Source organism: Acidobacteriota bacterium (assembly GCA_016196065.1).
In the GTDB taxonomy this organism is placed as follows: Bacteria; Acidobacteriota; Terriglobia; order Terriglobales; family Acidobacteriaceae; genus Acidiflorens.
Genome location: JACPYL010000008.1, coordinates 553,889 through 570,181, shown reverse-complemented (window position 1 = coordinate 570,181; position 16,293 = coordinate 553,889). Strand labels below are relative to the sequence as shown.

Genomic DNA, 16,293 nt, shown 5'->3' with positions numbered 1-16,293 from the left:
TGTCGTCAAGTTGATCCCGTATGAAACCGCCAAGCGCTACCAGATTCTCCCGCTCAGCCGCGTAGGCGCGTCGCTCACCATCGCGATGGTCGATCCGACCAACGTGTTTGCGATGGACGATATCAAGTTCATGACCGGTTTTAACATCGAGCCGGTCGTCGCATCCGAAAGCTCCATCATCGAGGGCATCGACAAAGCTTACGGCACTTCGAAAGAAGAAGAGCTTGAGCAGGTGATGCAGTCGATGAACGACCTCGGCGATGCCGCCGATGTCGAAGTGCAGGCCGAAGAAACGCAGATGGAGCTGGCCGAACTCGAACGAGCGGCCGACGAAGCTCCCATCGTCAAGCTCGTGAACCTGGTGCTGACCGACGCCGTGAAGCGGGGCGCCAGCGATATTCACATGGAGCCCTACGAAAAAGAATTCCGCGTCCGCTTCCGTATTGACGGCGTGCTCCAGTCGATCATGAATCCGCCGCTCAAGTTGAAAGACGCCATTACGTCCCGCCTGAAGATCATGGCGAAGCTCGACATCAGCGAAAAGCGTCTCCCGCAGGACGGCCGCATTATGCTCAAGATGCAGATCGGCGGGAAGAAAAAGCAGCTCGACTTCCGCGTCAGCACATTGCCGACTCTCTGGGGCGAAAAGATCGTGCTCCGCTTGCTCGACAAAGAAAACCTGCGCCTCGACATGACCAAGCTCGGTTTCGAGCCCGAGTCGCTGGTGAAGTTCGAGAAAGCGATTTTGAAACCGTACGGCATGGTGCTGGTTACCGGCCCGACAGGTTCCGGTAAAACGAACACGCTGTACTCCTCGATCTCACGGCTGAACCAGCCCGACACCAACATCATGACGGCTGAAGACCCGGTCGAATTTCAGCTGGGTGGTGTCAACCAGGTACAGATGAAGGAACAGATCGGCTTGAACTTTGCCGCTGCCCTGCGTGCCTTCCTTCGCCAGGATCCCAATATCATCCTGGTCGGCGAAATTCGTGACTTCGAAACGGCTGAAATCGCCATCAAGGCCGCTCTCACCGGCCACTTGGTTTTGTCCACGCTGCATACCAACGGCGCTCCCGAGACCATTACCCGTCTGATGAACATGGGTATCGAACCGTTCCTGGTGGCAACGTCAGTGCACCTGATCTGCGCTCAGCGATTGATCCGCCGCATTTGCAAAGACTGCGCCGAGCCCGTGGAAGTGCCGGTGCAGACCCTGATTGAAGAGGGTTTCTCGCCGGAAGAGGCGAAGACGGTCCAGATCATTAAGGGTAAGGGCTGCGCGACCTGCAACAAGACGGGCTACAAGGGACGCTGCGGTTTATACGAAGTGATGGAAGTGGACGACGAAATCAAGGAACTGGTTCTGGTGGGCGCTTCGGCGCTTGAACTGAAGAAGAAAGCGATTGAACGCGGCATGATCACGCTGCGCCGCAGCGGTCTGATCAAGGTGGCGGCAGGCATGACCACGCTCGAAGAAGTGGCACGCGAGACGATTCACTAGGGATTGGTCGTTAGTCGCTAGTCGTTAGCAACGTAGTCTTCGACTGACGAATCGCGAACGACGAACGACCGACGACGAAGAACGAAACGATACGGAAAGACGGGAAAACTATGGCGCTCTCATTAAGCGATTTGCTCCGGCGCATGCTGGAGATGTCCGGCAGCGACTTGCACATCACCACCAACTCGCCGCCCCAAATCCGCGTGCACGGACATCTGGTGCCGCTTGATCTGCCGCAGTTGACCCCGGCCGAGACCAAGCAGCTTGCCTACAGCGTCATGACCGACTCGCAGAAGCATCGCTTCGAAGAAAACCTCGAGCTCGACTTCTCGTTCGGCTTGAAAGGCCTCGCCCGCTTCCGTGCCAACGTCTTCAACCAGCGCGGCGCCACGGCGTGCGTGTTCCGTCTGATTCCATTCGAAATCAAGTCGTTCCACCAGCTCGGCCTTCCACCTGTCGTCAGCAAGCTGTGCGACAAGCCCCGCGGACTGGTGCTGGTTACAGGACCAACCGGCTCGGGAAAATCGACCACGCTGGCCGCGATGATCGACAAGATCAACACCGAGCGGCACGATCACATCCTCACCATCGAGGACCCGATCGAATTCGTGCACATGAACAAGAACTGCCTGGTCAACCAGCGCGAATTGCACTCCGACACCAAGTCATTTACCGATGCACTCCGCGCCGCCCTTCGTGAAGATCCAGACGTGGTGCTGATCGGCGAAATGCGTGATCTGGAAACCATCGAATCCGCACTGCGTATCGCGGAAACCGGGCACTTGACGTTCGGCACGCTGCACACGAACTCGGCATCATCGACCATCAACCGCGTCATCGACGTGTTCCCGGCTCACCAGCAGTCGCAAATTCGTGCCCAGCTTTCGCTGGTGCTCGAAGGGATCATGTGTCAAAGCCTGTTGCCCAAAGTCGACGGGAAGGGACGCGCGATGTGCATGGAGATTCTGGTTCCGAACGCGGCCGTTCGCAACCTGATCCGCGAGGACAAGATTCACCAGATCTATTCGGCGATGCAGTCCGGCCAGGAAAAATACGGAATGCAGACCTTCAACCAGTCGCTGGCGACGGCGTACTACCAGAAACAGATCACGTTGGAAGTAGCCATGGCTCGCTCCAGCAATCAGGACGAGCTGCAGGAAATGATTACACGCGGGGCGAACCTGCTGAACCGGCCGACCGCGGCTTCCAGCGTAGCGGCCCGGGGAGCAGTACCGACCAAGAGATAGCGGAAACGCGGAAGACAAGCGGCTGGCAAGCCAGCAGCTTCGAGTTACAGCAGTGAGGAGAAGAGGACCATGCCGGTATTCACATTTTCAGGGAAGACCAATTCTGGCGAAAAAGTCCAGGGCGAACGAGCGGCCCCAAACAAGGAATCACTAGCCTCCGCGCTGCGGCGCGAGCGCATCACGCCCGGGTCGATCCGGGAAAAGGGCAAGGAATTTGCCCTGCCCACATTCGGCAGCGCGAAGATCAAGGTGAAGGACATTGCGGTGTTCTTCCGCCAGTTCTCCGTCATGATCGATGCCGGATTGCCGCTGGTGCAGTGTCTCGAAATTCTCGCCGCCAACCAGGAGAATCCGAACTTCCAGAAGACTCTGGTCGGCGTGCGCACCACGGTAGAAGGCGGCTCCACACTTGCCAACGCGATGCGTCTCTATCCCAAAGTGTTCGACGATCTGACCACCAACATGATCGAGGCCGGCGAAACCGGCGGTATTCTCGACATCATTTTGCAACGTCTTGCGCAATACGTTGAAAAGGCAGTCAAACTGCGGTCGGCGGTAAAGTCGGCGTTGATCTATCCCGTGGCCGTGGTTTCCATCGCCGTCATCATCGTCGGCGCGCTGTTGAAGTGGGTGGTCCCGATCTTCGCCAACCTTTTTGTCGGCTTGGGCGTGGCGCTGCCTCTGCCAACCCGAATCGTAATCGGACTCAGTAACTTCGTTGGCCACTTCTGGTGGTTCTTCATCATCGGCTCTGTGGCGATCTTCTTCGGGATGAAACAAGTCCGGAAAGATCCGCGTGGCCGCTACTATTTCGATGCTGCCTTGCTGAAGTTGCCCGCCATCGGCATTTTGCTTCGTAAGATCGCCGTGGCCCGGTTTACCCGAACCCTGGGCACCCTGATCACTTCAGGTGTGCCGATTCTGGAAGGCTTGGCCATTACCGCGCGCACGTCCGGCAACGCAGTGCTCGAAGAAGCGTTGATGAAAGTGCGTAAAGCGATCGAAGAGGGCCGCACCATCGTCGACCCGTTGCGCGAATGCGGTGTCTTTCCGAACATGGTGACGCAGATGATCGGCGTCGGTGAAGCGACCGGTGCCATGGACGCCATGCTGCAGAAAATTGCCGACTTCTATGAAGACGAAGTCGATTCGGCAACTAAAGATATGTTGGCGATGTTAGAGCCCATCATCATCGGCATGCTCGGCATCACCGTTGGCGGCATCGTTATTTCGCTGTACATGCCGTTGTTCTCGATGATTTCGAAATTGGCAGGATAGCTGCGAGCTACGAGCCTCGGGCTGCGAGCAAGCCGGTTCAAGCTCGCGGCTCGAAGCCACTCTGAGGTGGTCGCGAACGACCGACGACCAATGACCGACGACGAACTTTCCCATGCATTCCATCTCTGACGAGCGGAATTGGCTGACCTGGCTGGTTAAGGTCCGGCTGTTGATCCTCACCGTCCTGCTCGCCATCGAGCTGGCGGTGATCCGCCTTACGCCGAGCCCGGTACCGATTCTGCCGTTCCTCACAGCGATGGTGTTGTGGTTCGCGCTGTCCCTGTTCTTTCTTTTCCTGGTATCCGTGTGGACCGAGAGCCGCCTGCAGGCCATGTTGCAGGTGTTGAGCGACCTGGCGATGGTTACGCTGATCGTCCACCTCACAGGCGGCATCGACAGCTCTCTCAACTTTCTTTATCCGCTGGTCATCATCGTTGCCTGCATGTTGCTGCCGCGATCCTGGGGCTTCCTGAGTGGCGCGCTGGCATTCATCCTGTTTGGAACCGTTCTTGAACTCGACTACTACGGAGTGATCCCTACATTTTCCTCGTCGCATCCGAAGTTGAAGGCGCTCCAGGTAGTCATGTTCGTGAACCTGTTCGCATATTTTGCGATTGCGTATCTCGCTGGGCTCCTGGTGACGAAGTTGCGCCAGGCCGACGTCCGGTTAAAGGACGCAAGTGGTGCGCTGCAGAACCTGCAGGCCCTGCATGAAAACATCGTGCAATCCATGAGCGGCGGAGTAATCGCGACGGGCCTCGATGGACGCATCACGCTGGTGAATCGTGCCGCGCAACAACTGCTGGAAACTTCCGAAGCAGAGCTGCGCGGCCGCTCCGTCACGGACCTTTTTCTCGATCCCTTGCCGCACGTCGGATCAGGACGCAGTGATGCGGAAGTCCGCTGCAATGCGAACAACGGATTTCGCAAGACGTTTCGCGTGATGGCTTCCGCATTGAACGTCAATGTTCCCGGCGAACTGGGCTTTGTCTACACTTTCGACGACCTCACCGAGATTCGCCGCCTGGAGCGCGAGATGCGCCTGCAGGACCGCCTGGCTGCGGTAGGCCGCCTGGCAGCTGCCATCGCGCATGAGATTCGCAACCCGCTGACGTCGATCGCCGGGTCCGTGAGTATGTTGTCCGATGCGCCGGCTTTGAATGAGGAGCAACGCAAGCTTCTGCAGATTGTTACCCGTGAATCGGATCGTCTGAACAACATCATTACCGACTTCCTTGCATATTCGCGGGGCAAACAATATCGCTTTGAGCGCGTCAACCTGATCCCGCTACTGCAAGACACACTCACGCTGCTCGAAAATCGGTTGACTTCGGAAAACTCCGGCATTCGTTTGCGCCGAGTGTTGCCGCCGTCCGAGGCATGGGTTCTTGCGGACGGCGACAAACTCAAGCAAGTGTTCTGGAATTTCAGCGAGAACGCAGTGCGCGCCATGAAGAACATGAGCGGCACGCTGACTGCGTCTCTCGTGGAGCGTGGCACGGACTGGGAACTGAGCTTTGCGGATACCGGACCCGGCATCAGCCCGCAACAGACCGAAAAAATATTTGAGCCCTTCCAGTCAAATTTTGAGGGCGGCACCGGACTTGGTCTCGCCATCGTGTACCAGATTGTGCAGGCGCACGAAGGCAAGGTATGGGCACGTTCGGAAGTAGGCAAGGGAACAAGTTTTGTAGTTCGGCTGCGACGTCTGGAAGCCGGGGTCCCGACAGTGCCTGCCACCACACTGACCGTCAACGCCAACGCCGCTGCTGCGGGAGGAGGGACTCGTGGGTAGCATCCTGGTTTGCGACGACGAGCGCTCCATCTGCGAACTGCTCGACATCGCGTTGCGCCGCGAAGGCCACAAAGTGGAAACCGTCACCGGTGGTGACGCGGCCCGTCGCAAGATCGAAAGCGCCCTCTTCGACGTCATCGTGACCGACATTAAGATGCCGAACGTGGATGGCATCGAAGTGCTGCGTTATGCGCACCAGGTTTCGCCGGACACCGCCGTCATCCTGATGACTGCAGTCGATGACTACGATGCGGCCATCCAGGCCGTGAAAGCGGGCGGAGCTACCGATTACATCCGCAAGAGCCCCGGTCTAGTCGACGAAATCAAGCTCGGGATCGCGCGCGCTCTCGAAAAAGTTTCACTCAGCCGCCAGAATTTTGCATTGCGGCGCGATGCCGCAACTCGCAACTCGCTCGATAATATTATCGGCGTCAGTCCGACGCTGGAAAAGCTGAAGCAAACCATACGTACGGTGGCTTCGACCCAGAGCACGATTCTCGTCTACGGCGAGAGTGGAACCGGAAAAGAACTGGTTGCCCGCGCCGTCCATACCTGCTCCCCGCGCGCGACGGAAGGCTTTGTGTCCGTAAACTGCGGCGCATTTCCGGAGACGCTACTGGAAAGCGAACTCTTCGGCTACGTGAAGGGCGCATTCACGGGAGCCAACCAGAACAAGCGCGGCCTCTTCGAAGTTGCTGATCAGGGCACGATCTTCCTCGATGAAATCAGCGAGATGACCATGCCCATGCAGGTCAAACTGCTCCGCGTGTTGCAGGAACGCAGCGTGCGCCCGGTCGGAGGTACGAGCGAAATAGCCGTCGACGTGCGAGTGATCGCTGCGACCAATCGTGATCTCGACAAGCAGGTTGCCGACGGCACGTTCCGCGAGGATCTCTACTACCGTCTGAGTGTGATTCCCATCCGCGTGCCTGCTCTGCGCGAGCGGCGCGAGGATATTCCCCTGCTTACCAACCATTTCCTCAAGAAGTACGCTCCGGCAGCAGGGAAGAGCATTCACAGCGTCGACAAGCTCTCGCTTGACGCTCTCTGTGGATACGACTGGCCGGGCAATGTGCGCCAATTGGAAAACACCATCGAGCGCGCGGTCGCGCTGGAATCAGGCAGCGAACTCCGCGTCGAACTTCCTGCGGAGCGCCCCAAAGCACGCGCGGTAGCAGCGGGGGCGGAGACGCCCTTCTCCATTCCGGCTGGGTCTGTGCTTCCGGAAGGCGTCAACATGGAAAACTATGTTGCACACATCGAGCGCACGCTTTTGCAGTCTGCGCTCGGACAAAGCCATGGTGTGCAAGTAAAGGCCGCTGACATCCTCGGCATTTCGTACCGCTCTTTCCGTCACCTCATGAAGAAGTACGAAGTCTAGAACTACTGTTCCTTACTACTTACTTAGTCGAGTGATCTTCGTCCTTGACGGGCGGCGGCCTGTGAATATACTCAAACGTCACTCTTGATTTCACCTGAATTTCCGGCTTGAGGGGGCACGGAATTCAGAGGAGCGAATATGCCCGTCTGGCCGGTCTTGTCCCTGTTCCCTCGTTTTATTTTCACGGGATGTCAGCAATCATTCTCCCGGAACCTTAGCAAGTCTTCCGCAAAATTCTCCAAAGCCATGATGGCGCTGCTGGTAGTGATAGGGATGAGTCATGCTCCGAATGCATGGGCGGGTGTTGGATTCCAGCCGGTCGTTCCCGACGAGCTCAAGGCCACCAGTGAACCTCTTGCGCCCGGAGCGCACGCGATCCTCTTGTTTCACGAAGTGGATCGCGATGACAACAGCCGCACCAGTCACGAAGACAACTATTTCCGCATCAAGATTTTGACCGAAGAAGGTCGCAAGTACGCCGATATCGAAATTCCATTTGTAAAGGAAAGTGAAGGCATCACTGGCCTTCACGCCCGCACGATCAAGCCCGACGGCTCCATCGTGAACTTCGAAGGCAAGGTATTCGAAAAGACGATCGTCAAGGCCAAAGGCGTGAAGTATCTGGCAAAGACTTTTACGCTACCAGATGTGCAAGTGGGCGGAATCATCGAGTACTTCTACACCGACGATCTGCGGGAAAATGCCCTCTTCGACTCTCATTGGATATTGAGTGACGAGCTCTTCACAAAGAAAGCGCAGTTTTCTCTGAAGCCATACGTCGGCAGCTTTGACAACCCTTTTCAGCTGCGGTGGACCTGGCACCTCCTGCCGGTTGGCTCGGAAGTGAAAGAGGGCCCGGACCATATCGTGCGCATGGAAGCAAGTAACATTCCCGCGTTTCAGACCGAAGACTTCATGCCCCCGGAAAACGAGATGAAGTCTCGCGTGGATTTTATCTATCGAGACAGTTATGCGGAGACGCAGCAGGATAAGTTCTGGAAACAGGTTGGGAAGAAGCGGAATGATTATCTGGAGAGCTTTATTGGGAAGCGCAAGGCGATGGAAGCAGCCATCTCTCAGATCGTTGCGCCCAGTGACACGCCAGAAGTGAAGCTGCATAAGATCTACGACAAGGTCCAGACGATCCGAAACACCTCCTACGAACTGAAGAAGACTGAGCAAGAGGAAAAGCGTGCCAAGGAAAAATCCATCGACAACGTGGAAGATCTCTGGAAACGGGGATACGGCGATGGTGGTCAACTGACCTGGCTGTTTCTCGCGCTGGCTCGAGCGGCTGGCTTTGAAGCCTACGGATGTTGGGTCTCCGATCGGCGGCAATATTTTTTCGCTTCCCAGACCATGGAAGCCGAGAAGTTGAATTCGAACGTGGTGCTGGTCAAGGTGAATGGTAAAGACGTTTATTTCGATCCGGGAGCGGCTTTCACACCCTACGGCATGGTCATGTGGGCTGAGACCGGGACACCCGGGCTCCGTTTGGATAAAGATGGTGGTACCTGGATCAAGACCACGCTTCCGCAGAGTGCGGAGTCCACAATCGTGCGCACCGCAAAATTAAAGCTTGCCGATACTGGCGATTTGCAAGGAAAGGTTACGTTCACTTTCACGGGGCTGGTAGCGATGCAGCACCGCCTGGCAAACCGTAACTCCGACGAAGTGGAGCGCAAGAAGTTTTTGGAAGAGGACCTCAAGGGCCAGATTTCATCAGGCGTCGAGGTCGAGTTGACCAACAAGCCGGACTGGGCCAGTTCTTCGGCTCCATTGGTAGCCGAGTTCGATTTGAAAATTCCTGGCTGGGTTTCGAGTGCGGGTAAGCGAGCTATCCTTCCGGTGGGCCTCTTTACGGCCTACGAGAAACGGATATTTGAACACGCCAACCGTGTCCATCCCATTTATTTCGAATATCCCTACCAAAAATCAGACGACGTCACGATCGAACTTCCGGCTGGATGGCAGGTTAGCAGCGTGCCTAAGCCCCAGATGCAGGATGGCCATGTCATTGTTTACGACTTGAAAGTCGAGGACAACAAGAACGCCGTACATTTGACACGGAAATTGAATGTCGACTTCATGATTCTAGATGCGAAGTACTACGGGGCGCTACGCAGTTTCTTCCAAAGTGTGAGGACCGGAGATGAAGAGCAGATTGTGTTGCAGCCGGGTACAGCGTCCGCCAGCAACTAGACGAGCGGCACTGTTTTCGGTTGGAGTGGTTGTTGCTTTTCTCAGTTGCCTGCAGTCGGCTTGGGCGGGTGACGCTCCCCAGTGGATGCACGCCCTAACGTCCGCAACCCTACCCTCCTACGACGAGAAGACGGACGCAGTGTTGCTGTACTCCGATACCAGTGTCACGGTCCTGTCGACTGACAAGATCAGGACGCATGTCCGCGAAGCCTACAAAATCCTGCGGGTCAGCGGCCGCGAGCGCGGCACGGTTTATGTCTATACGAATCCGCAACGCAAACTGAAAAGCCTTCATGCCTGGTGCATCCCCGCACAGGGCAAGGATTTTGAGGTCAAGGACAAGGACGCGATCGAAGCTGCGCCCTCGACCGAAGGTGGCGAACTCATTTCGGACGTGAAATACAAGATTATTCACGTCCCTGCGCCCGATCCTGGAAACATCATCGGATATGAGTACGAACTTGAAGAGCAACCGTTTTTTCTACAGGTTGTTTGGCACTTCCAGGAAGATGATCCCATCCGGGAGAGCCATTTCTCCCTCGAACTCCCGGCTGGCTGGGAGTACAAAGCTTCTTGGTTGAATCATCCGGAGACCAAGGCTGCGGAGTCGAACAACCTGGCCCAATGGACCGTGAGCGATATCAAAGCAATTCGGGAAGAGCCCGATATGCCACCCACGATTGGAGTGGCGGCGCAGATGGTTCTTTCGTTCTTCCCCCCAGGTGGGACTTCGAAGAAGAATGAACTGGCGAACTGGAAAGAAATGGGCATGTGGTACGCCAATCTCGCAGAGGGACGACTCGACGGCTCTGCGCAAATAAAAGAACAAGTAGCCAGCCTGAGTTCCTCCAAGAACGCCACGCTTCCCAAGATGCAAGCGCTGGCCGATTTTGTGCAACACAACATCCGCTATGTCGCGATCCAACTCGGCATAGGAGGTTTGCAGCCCCACGCGGCGTCCGAGGTATTTTCAAATCGCTATGGAGACTGCAAAGACAAAGCGACGTTGATGCGCACCATGCTGCGAGAAATCGGGGTAGATTCCTACTTCGTTGTGATCAACACGGAGCGTGGTGCAGTCGCTAGGGACGCGCCGGCTCACAATGGCTTCAATCACCTGGTCACCGCCATTAAATTGCCGAGCAACATCTCCGATCCTTCGCTGATCGCAACCGTCGAGCATCCCAAGCTCGGGAGACTTCTGTTCTTCGATCCCACCAATGAAATGATGCCCTTTGGCCAGATTGGTGGATACTTGCAGGCGAACTATGGCTTGCTCGTAACCCCCGAAGGCGGGGAGTTGATTCAGTTGCCGCAACAGCCTTCCAGGATGAACGGAATTCAACGCACCGGAAAATTGACGCTCGACACCAATGGAACTCTCAAGGGAAATGTCAACGAATTGCGATTGGGAGATCGCGCGTGGTCGGAAAGGTGGCGCTTGCGCACCGTCACCAAGGACGTGGATCGCATCAAGCCGATCGAGAGCCTGTTAGGCAGCTCGCTGACAAGTTTTCGGATCACCCGTGCCAGCGTCGTCAACCTGCAACGGATTGACCAGCCCTTCGGCTTCGACTACTCGTTTGAATCGGACAAGTACGCGAAGAATGCCGGCGACCTGATCTTGCTGCGCCCAAGAGTAGTCGGCAGCAAGTCGTCGGGCATTCTCGAAACCAAGGATCCGCGCAAGTTTCCGGTCGAATTCGAAGGGCCGGTCAAGGACACGGATAATTTCGAAATCACGATTCCTGCCGGATATGTAGTGGATGACTTACCTCCTCCCGTGGACAGCGACTACAGCTTTGCCAGTTACCATTCGCGAACGGAAGCCAAAGGGGATGTCATTCACTACAGTCGGACTTTTGAAGTGAAGGAACTGAGTGTGCCGGTGGAGAAGATGGAGGAACTCAAAAAGTTCTACCGCATCGTTTCGAGTGACGAACGCAACACCGCGGTTCTCAAGCCCGCCGGTGCGGCGAAGTAGTTGAAATTTGCGGGTGTCTCGTTATTTCGTCGCGAGATTAACACGTACGGTATGGCCGCTCGCAGACCAGGGGACCCCGGAGATCGAAACCGCGCCTGCTTTCTGACTCCAGGATGAAATCGCTTTGCCGTCGAGGTTTACACTCGAAGGTTTTCCGGCGACGCCGTACACGACAATCTGCATGTCCTTGAACCATGGCTGATAGGGCCCTTGTGCGGCTCCAATTTCAACCTGGACCGATCCTTGATCCGCGCTGCAACTGAAGTGCACCCGCAGAGTTTCTCCATGCTGGTAGGCGAGTGTATTCCCGTCATCCATGTAGAGATCGCCACTGCATTGCGGTCCGGGATAAACATGCAGTGCGAGCGGCCCTTGCGGGGTCTCGCCGACATGTTGGATCACGGGCTGCTGCGGCACGATGCTGCCGGCGCGAACATAAACGGGGAGTGTATCGAGCGGCGGATCGACGCTGATCGTCTTTCCTCCGTCCATCCGGCTGCCAGTCCAGAAATCGTACCAGTCGCCCTTGGGCAACGTGACTAAATAGGGATCGACGAAAGGCCACACCTTCGGTGCGACCAGCAGGCTACTTCCGAACATGAACTCCTCGCCGTTGGTGGCGAGTGCTTCTTCCTCGGGGAATTCAAAAAACATCGGGCGCATCTGCGGCACTCCCGTACGCGAGCTCTCTTCCATACTGGTGTAGATATAGGGCAAGAGGCGGTAGCGGGTTTCGATGTAGCGTTTGCGGATGCTCTCATGCTCGCGGCCGTCCACCCATGGCTCGCGGAAGCGCGTCCCCTTGTTGCCGTGATTGCGATACATGGGATTGAAAACGCCGAGTTCCATCCAGCGCGTCAGCAATTCGGGAGTAGGGCTGCCGTTGAAGCCGCCGATATCGGCGCCGATGAACGAATATCCCGAGATCCCGAGGTTCGCCATTTGCGGAATTGAAATCCGCATGTGATTCCAACTCGCGGTGTTGTCTCCCGTCCAAGTGGCCGAATAGCGCTGGGTTCCGGCGAAGGCGGCGCGCGTCAGGACAAACGGCCGCAAATTCGGCTGCAGTTGCAACATTCCGTCGTAGGTGGCGTGCACATTCTCCATGCCAAGTACGTTGTGGATTTCGCGATGGTCGGTAATGCGGCCTTCCACGCTGTGCACCGTATCGAGCGGAGCCGTCTTGGATGGGACAAACACGGACGGCTCGTCCATATCGTTCCAAAAACCGCGAATCCCCATCTTCACGAAATCCGTATACAGGGTGCCCCACCACGTGCGCACTTCTTTGCGCGTGAAATCCGGAAACACGCTGTCTCCCGGCCAGACCTTGCCGACGAAGACTGAGCCATCCGGATTCTTGAGGAAGTAACCGTTCTTCGCGCCTTCGTCATAAGGTCGATATCCGGGGAGCTTCGCAATATGCAGATCCGTGATCGTGACCAACTTGAATCCTTCGTCGCCGAGTTGCGTCACCATCTTTTCCATCGTGGGAAAACGTTCCCGGTTCACCGTGAACGGACGGTTGTCCTGCTGATAGTCGATGTCGAGGTAGATCACGTCGGCAGGAATCTTGCGCTTGCGGAATTCTGCTGCAATATCCAGAACCTGTGACTCCGGATAGTAGCTGTACCGGCACTGCTGATATCCAAGCGCGAACAGTGGCGGAAGCGGAGTGCGTCCCACCAGTTGCGTGAATTGTTCGACTACGTGCCGGGGTGTGGGGCCGTAAAAAAAATAGTAGTCAAGCGCGGCACCGTCAGAGCCGAATGAATTCAGGTTGCGCGCTTCTTTGCCAAAATCGAAATTGCTGCGGTACGTGTTGTCGAGGAATACGCCGTAGGCCGCGCCGTGCCGCATTCCTAGAAAAAATGGGATGGTTTTGTAGAGCGGATCGGTCGATTCCTGCCACGCGAACATATCGGTATTCCAATTCGTGAAAGAGAGATCGCGATGATCCAGCGGCCCTGACTTATCTCCCAGGCCGAAGTAGTGTTCATCGTCCGGCATGGCGTGCCACACGCGAAACTCCGTACCGTTGAACGCGGCGGGATGGTCAGCGCTCTCCTGCCAAATTGCGCTTCCGTTGCCATCGAGGAAGTTGATCCGGAGGGGGGACTTATCGATTCGGACGACCAATGAATCCGTGCGCAGTTCCAGCGCCGCGCCGGTTTCAGACACTCGGAGCGAGGTGATTGACGGAAAGGCATTCGGGAGCACGGCGAACGATCGATCTGGCGGCAATGTTCCGCCGGGACCATAAGTGACGCGAATGACGCCGGGAGCCGTTGCGAAGATCCGCACCTTCCCGCGCTGCGCGGTCAATTCAACCTGATTGCCATTTGCCTGAGCACTGACGAAATCGCCCAGCGTCTGCCAGCCGGTGTCGGCAACCATTCTCTGGCTCACTAGCACACTGAAAATCAGGATTGCATTCCTTACAGCCCGCATAGATGTTCCTCTTTGAGTTGCGGCGACGCAGCCTCGGGATCAACCTTGCCGCGCCGCCGAACTGTCATTGTAGGCTGGAGGAATGGGGGAGGGCTAGGAATCAAATGGCACAGAGTCTTACGCCTTGGTCGCGACTACCTCCAGATATTCCGCCTGCACGACTGTCATTCCCTCGCCTCCGCGATTGTGCTTTGACCATAGCGCGGTCAATTCTTCCCGCAATTTTGACGCTGCGTCCCGATCGAGCGATGCGAAGGCGCGATTGGTCGGCCCGTAGTATTGCCCGAAGAACTCGACGACCTCCGCGGGAGAGAACGGATAGTTCATGCTGTAGTTGCAGCGCTTTGTCGACAAGCTCGAAACTCCATGTCCCAGACGCTGGCGAACGACCGTAGGGTCTCCCCACAAGACGGGTGCCGGCATGCCGGAGGGTGCGATGAACTTGGCAAAAGTCTGGAACATTTGTCCGACGAAGCCTTCCGGCGTCCAATTGGCCATCGCGATCGTGCCTCCAGGACTGCACACTCGCAGCAGTTCGCTGGCGACAAGTTCAGGCCGCGGTGCAAACATCGCTCCAATCAAACTGACAACCACATCGAAGCTAGCATCCTCAAATGGAAGGTCCTCGGCGTCCCCTTCCAGAAAGCGCGCCTTCAGGCCTTCGGCATTGGCACGGGCCTGCGCCCGTTGAACCAGGTTGGGTGCAATGTCCACGCCCGTGACGTCGACTCCGTCCCGTGCTGCGCAAAGCGCCAGTTGGCCGGAGCCGCAGGCCACATCCAGCAGTTGGCAGCCGGCTGGCACATCCAGGCGTTCGTAAAAAGCGCGCGCGTCCTGTTCCATATAGCGCGAGAAGCGATCGTAATCGCCGGCCATCCATGTGGTTTTCAGCTTCGCCTTCAGGCCATCAATCGGTGATGCGACCTCAGTTGTGCTCATCGTTCCTCCATTATTTCTTGTCGTCATGATTTCCGGTCCCTATACCCCGCTTGGCTGCGAATCGTTACGAATTTGCGGTCGTCGGGTCAATCGTCTTGCCGACTTCCGTGATCCTGGTGGCAGGGAATCCGCTCATTTCCGCATGCCGCTGGATGATGGCCTCATCCTTCGCCAGGTAAATACAAAACATTTTGTTTGCTGTGACAAACGATTCCTGCCACTGAATGTCTTGTCCCAGTTGCGCCAGCACCTGATTGGATTTGGCGGCAGCTTGCTGAAGTTGATCTCGTTCCAGAGCTCCCACCTGCGGGATTTCGCGTTCAATTACGTATTTCTTCAAGTCGTCCTCCTTGTGATTCTCATCGAATCATCTGTATTTGCTACTTCTCAACTATGGACGAAGCGCTCGACGGGGACTTGTCCGCCCGTCCTGTTTTCTTGCTCACCAGCAGGTGCCGTATGATGATTTGCTCCTGAGTCCGGGAAGGTTTGCAGATTGTATGGATGTACTTTCGGAAGTTCTCAAAGTCGTCAAGCTGCAAGGCGCATTGTTTTATAACGGCGAATTCTCCGCGCCCTGGAGTGTTCGTGCCGCGTCTTCCCACGCGCTTGCTAATTACTTCGTACCGGGCGCGCAGCACGTGATCATTTATCACCTGCTCACGGAGGGCAGAGCTTTTATTCAACTGGACAACGGCGAGCGCGTCGCTCTCAACGCCGGAGACCTGGTCATGGTTCCGCACGGCGATCCGCACATCATGGAAAACGGCCCGCCCACGAAAACCGTTGACGATTCGCATCAGTTGTCTGAAGTTCTTTCCCAAGGCTTGAAAGTGTGGCGCGCGGGCGGCGGAGGAGAAGTTACAAAATTCGTTTGCGGATACATGGCCTGCGAACCCCAACTGAGCCAGGTCTTTCTCAGCGGACTGCCTCCCTTGTTCAAGATCAGTATCCGTAACGATGCTTCGGGCCGGTGGCTGGAAGACTCGATCCGCTTCTCGGTCAACGAGGCGGATGCTGCGCGCGCAGGAGGAGAGGCGGTGCTGGCGAAGCTGTCCGAAGTTTTGTTCGTCGAGACACTGCGCGCCTATATCGCACATCTCCCTGCTGAGCAGACTGGTTGGCTCGCAGGCGCGCGCGATCCGGAAGTGGGCAAGACTCTCGCGCTCATGCATCGCCATCCGTCTCGTCCGTGGACGATTGCGACGCTAGCCAGGGAAGTCGGAATTTCCCGCTCCGTGCTGGCCGAACGCTTTCGACATTATCTCGGTGACACTCCCATGTCGTACCTGACGCGATGGCGCCTCCAGTTGGGGGCGCAAATGCTGGCATCCACGAGCCATTCGGTCGTGCAGATTGCCGCTGAGGTTGGATACGAGTCTGAGGCTGCGTTCAATCGCGCCTTCAAGCGCGAGTTTGAAATTCCGCCCGCGCGTTTCCGCACGCAGTCAAAAATTGCCCGCCCCAAACGGGACGGGCAACGGGTGGCTGGTTAGTCTGGACCGAATGCTT

Annotated in this window: 11 protein-coding genes; 8 read left to right on the top strand and 3 right to left on the bottom strand. The window is 56.6% G+C overall.

Annotated features, from left to right (window positions below):
- The 7 genes from pilB to HY010_03460 all read left to right on the top strand — a co-directional run.
- Positions 1-1,504 (top strand): type IV-A pilus assembly ATPase PilB (gene pilB / locus HY010_03490; GenBank protein ID MBI3474769.1); only part of this gene is annotated, 1,504 nt, incomplete at its 5' end.
- A 110-nt stretch (positions 1,505-1,614) separates the two neighbouring features.
- The gene (locus HY010_03485; protein ID MBI3474768.1) at positions 1,615-2,751 is read left to right on the top strand and encodes a type IV pilus twitching motility protein PilT; all 1,137 of its coding nucleotides are present in this window, start codon (positions 1,615-1,617) and stop codon (positions 2,749-2,751) included.
- 69 nt (positions 2,752-2,820) lie between these two features.
- Positions 2,821-4,029 carry a type II secretion system F family protein gene (locus HY010_03480; protein MBI3474767.1) on the top strand — a complete coding sequence of 403 codons (1,209 nt, stop codon included), beginning with the start codon at positions 2,821-2,823 and terminating at the stop codon, positions 4,027-4,029.
- A 112-nt stretch (positions 4,030-4,141) separates the two neighbouring features.
- On the top strand, positions 4,142-5,824 hold the full coding sequence (locus HY010_03475) for a PAS domain S-box protein (protein MBI3474766.1): 1,683 nt from the start codon (positions 4,142-4,144) through the stop codon (positions 5,822-5,824).
- The gene (locus HY010_03470; GenBank protein ID MBI3474765.1) at positions 5,817-7,205 is read left to right on the top strand and encodes a sigma-54-dependent Fis family transcriptional regulator; all 1,389 of its coding nucleotides are present in this window, start codon (positions 5,817-5,819) and stop codon (positions 7,203-7,205) included. The genes HY010_03475 and HY010_03470 overlap by 8 nt, the downstream gene beginning before the upstream one ends.
- 138 nt (positions 7,206-7,343) lie before the next feature.
- Positions 7,344-9,407 carry a DUF3857 and transglutaminase domain-containing protein gene (locus HY010_03465; GenBank protein ID MBI3474764.1) on the top strand — a complete coding sequence of 688 codons (2,064 nt, stop codon included), beginning with the start codon at positions 7,344-7,346 and terminating at the stop codon, positions 9,405-9,407.
- The gene (locus HY010_03460) at positions 9,358-11,391 is read left to right on the top strand and encodes a DUF3857 and transglutaminase domain-containing protein (GenBank protein ID MBI3474763.1); all 2,034 of its coding nucleotides are present in this window, start codon (positions 9,358-9,360) and stop codon (positions 11,389-11,391) included. Before HY010_03465 ends, HY010_03460 begins: the two co-directional genes overlap by 50 nt.
- A gap of 21 nt (positions 11,392-11,412) precedes the next feature.
- On the opposite strand, the gene HY010_03455 is transcribed toward HY010_03460, so the two are convergent.
- The 3 genes from HY010_03455 to HY010_03445 all read right to left on the bottom strand — a co-directional run bounded on the left by HY010_03455 (position 11,413) and on the right by HY010_03445 (position 15,121).
- Positions 11,413-13,842, bottom strand: coding sequence for a glycoside hydrolase family 31 protein (locus HY010_03455; GenBank protein MBI3474762.1), 2,430 nt, complete (start codon positions 13,840-13,842; stop codon positions 11,413-11,415).
- Between the two features lie 117 nt (positions 13,843-13,959).
- Positions 13,960-14,781 (bottom strand): class I SAM-dependent methyltransferase, encoded by an 822-nt coding sequence (locus HY010_03450; protein ID MBI3474761.1) that lies wholly within the window; start codon positions 14,779-14,781, stop codon positions 13,960-13,962.
- A gap of 64 nt (positions 14,782-14,845) precedes the next feature.
- Complete coding sequence (locus tag HY010_03445) at positions 14,846-15,121, bottom strand: DUF4242 domain-containing protein (GenBank protein ID MBI3474760.1); 276 nt, start codon at positions 15,119-15,121, stop codon at positions 14,846-14,848.
- A gap of 160 nt (positions 15,122-15,281) precedes the next feature.
- Here HY010_03445 and HY010_03440 point away from each other — a divergent pair, with 160 nt between their 5' ends.
- Positions 15,282-16,277, top strand: a complete 996-nt coding sequence (locus tag HY010_03440; protein MBI3474759.1) for an AraC family transcriptional regulator — start codon at positions 15,282-15,284, stop codon at positions 16,275-16,277.
- Positions 16,278-16,293 lie beyond the last annotated feature (16 nt).

Excerpts from the sequence above, each read along its gene's own strand:
- HY010_03475 (MBI3474766.1), top strand. The coding sequence starts at position 4,142 with ATGCATTCCATCTCTGACGAGCGGAATTGGCTGACCTGGCTGGTTAAG.
- HY010_03485 (MBI3474768.1), top strand. The coding sequence starts at position 1,615 with ATGGCGCTCTCATTAAGCGATTTGCTCCGGCGCATGCTGGAGATGTCC.
- HY010_03465 (MBI3474764.1), top strand. The coding sequence starts at position 7,344 with ATGCCCGTCTGGCCGGTCTTGTCCCTGTTCCCTCGTTTTATTTTCACG.
- HY010_03455 (MBI3474762.1), bottom strand. The coding sequence starts at position 13,842 with ATGCGGGCTGTAAGGAATGCAATCCTGATTTTCAGTGTGCTAGTGAGC.
- HY010_03460 (MBI3474763.1), top strand. The coding sequence starts at position 9,358 with ATGAAGAGCAGATTGTGTTGCAGCCGGGTACAGCGTCCGCCAGCAACT.
- HY010_03480 (MBI3474767.1), top strand. The coding sequence starts at position 2,821 with ATGCCGGTATTCACATTTTCAGGGAAGACCAATTCTGGCGAAAAAGTC.
- HY010_03440 (MBI3474759.1), top strand. The coding sequence starts at position 15,282 with ATGGATGTACTTTCGGAAGTTCTCAAAGTCGTCAAGCTGCAAGGCGCA.
- HY010_03450 (MBI3474761.1), bottom strand. The coding sequence starts at position 14,781 with ATGAGCACAACTGAGGTCGCATCACCGATTGATGGCCTGAAGGCGAAG.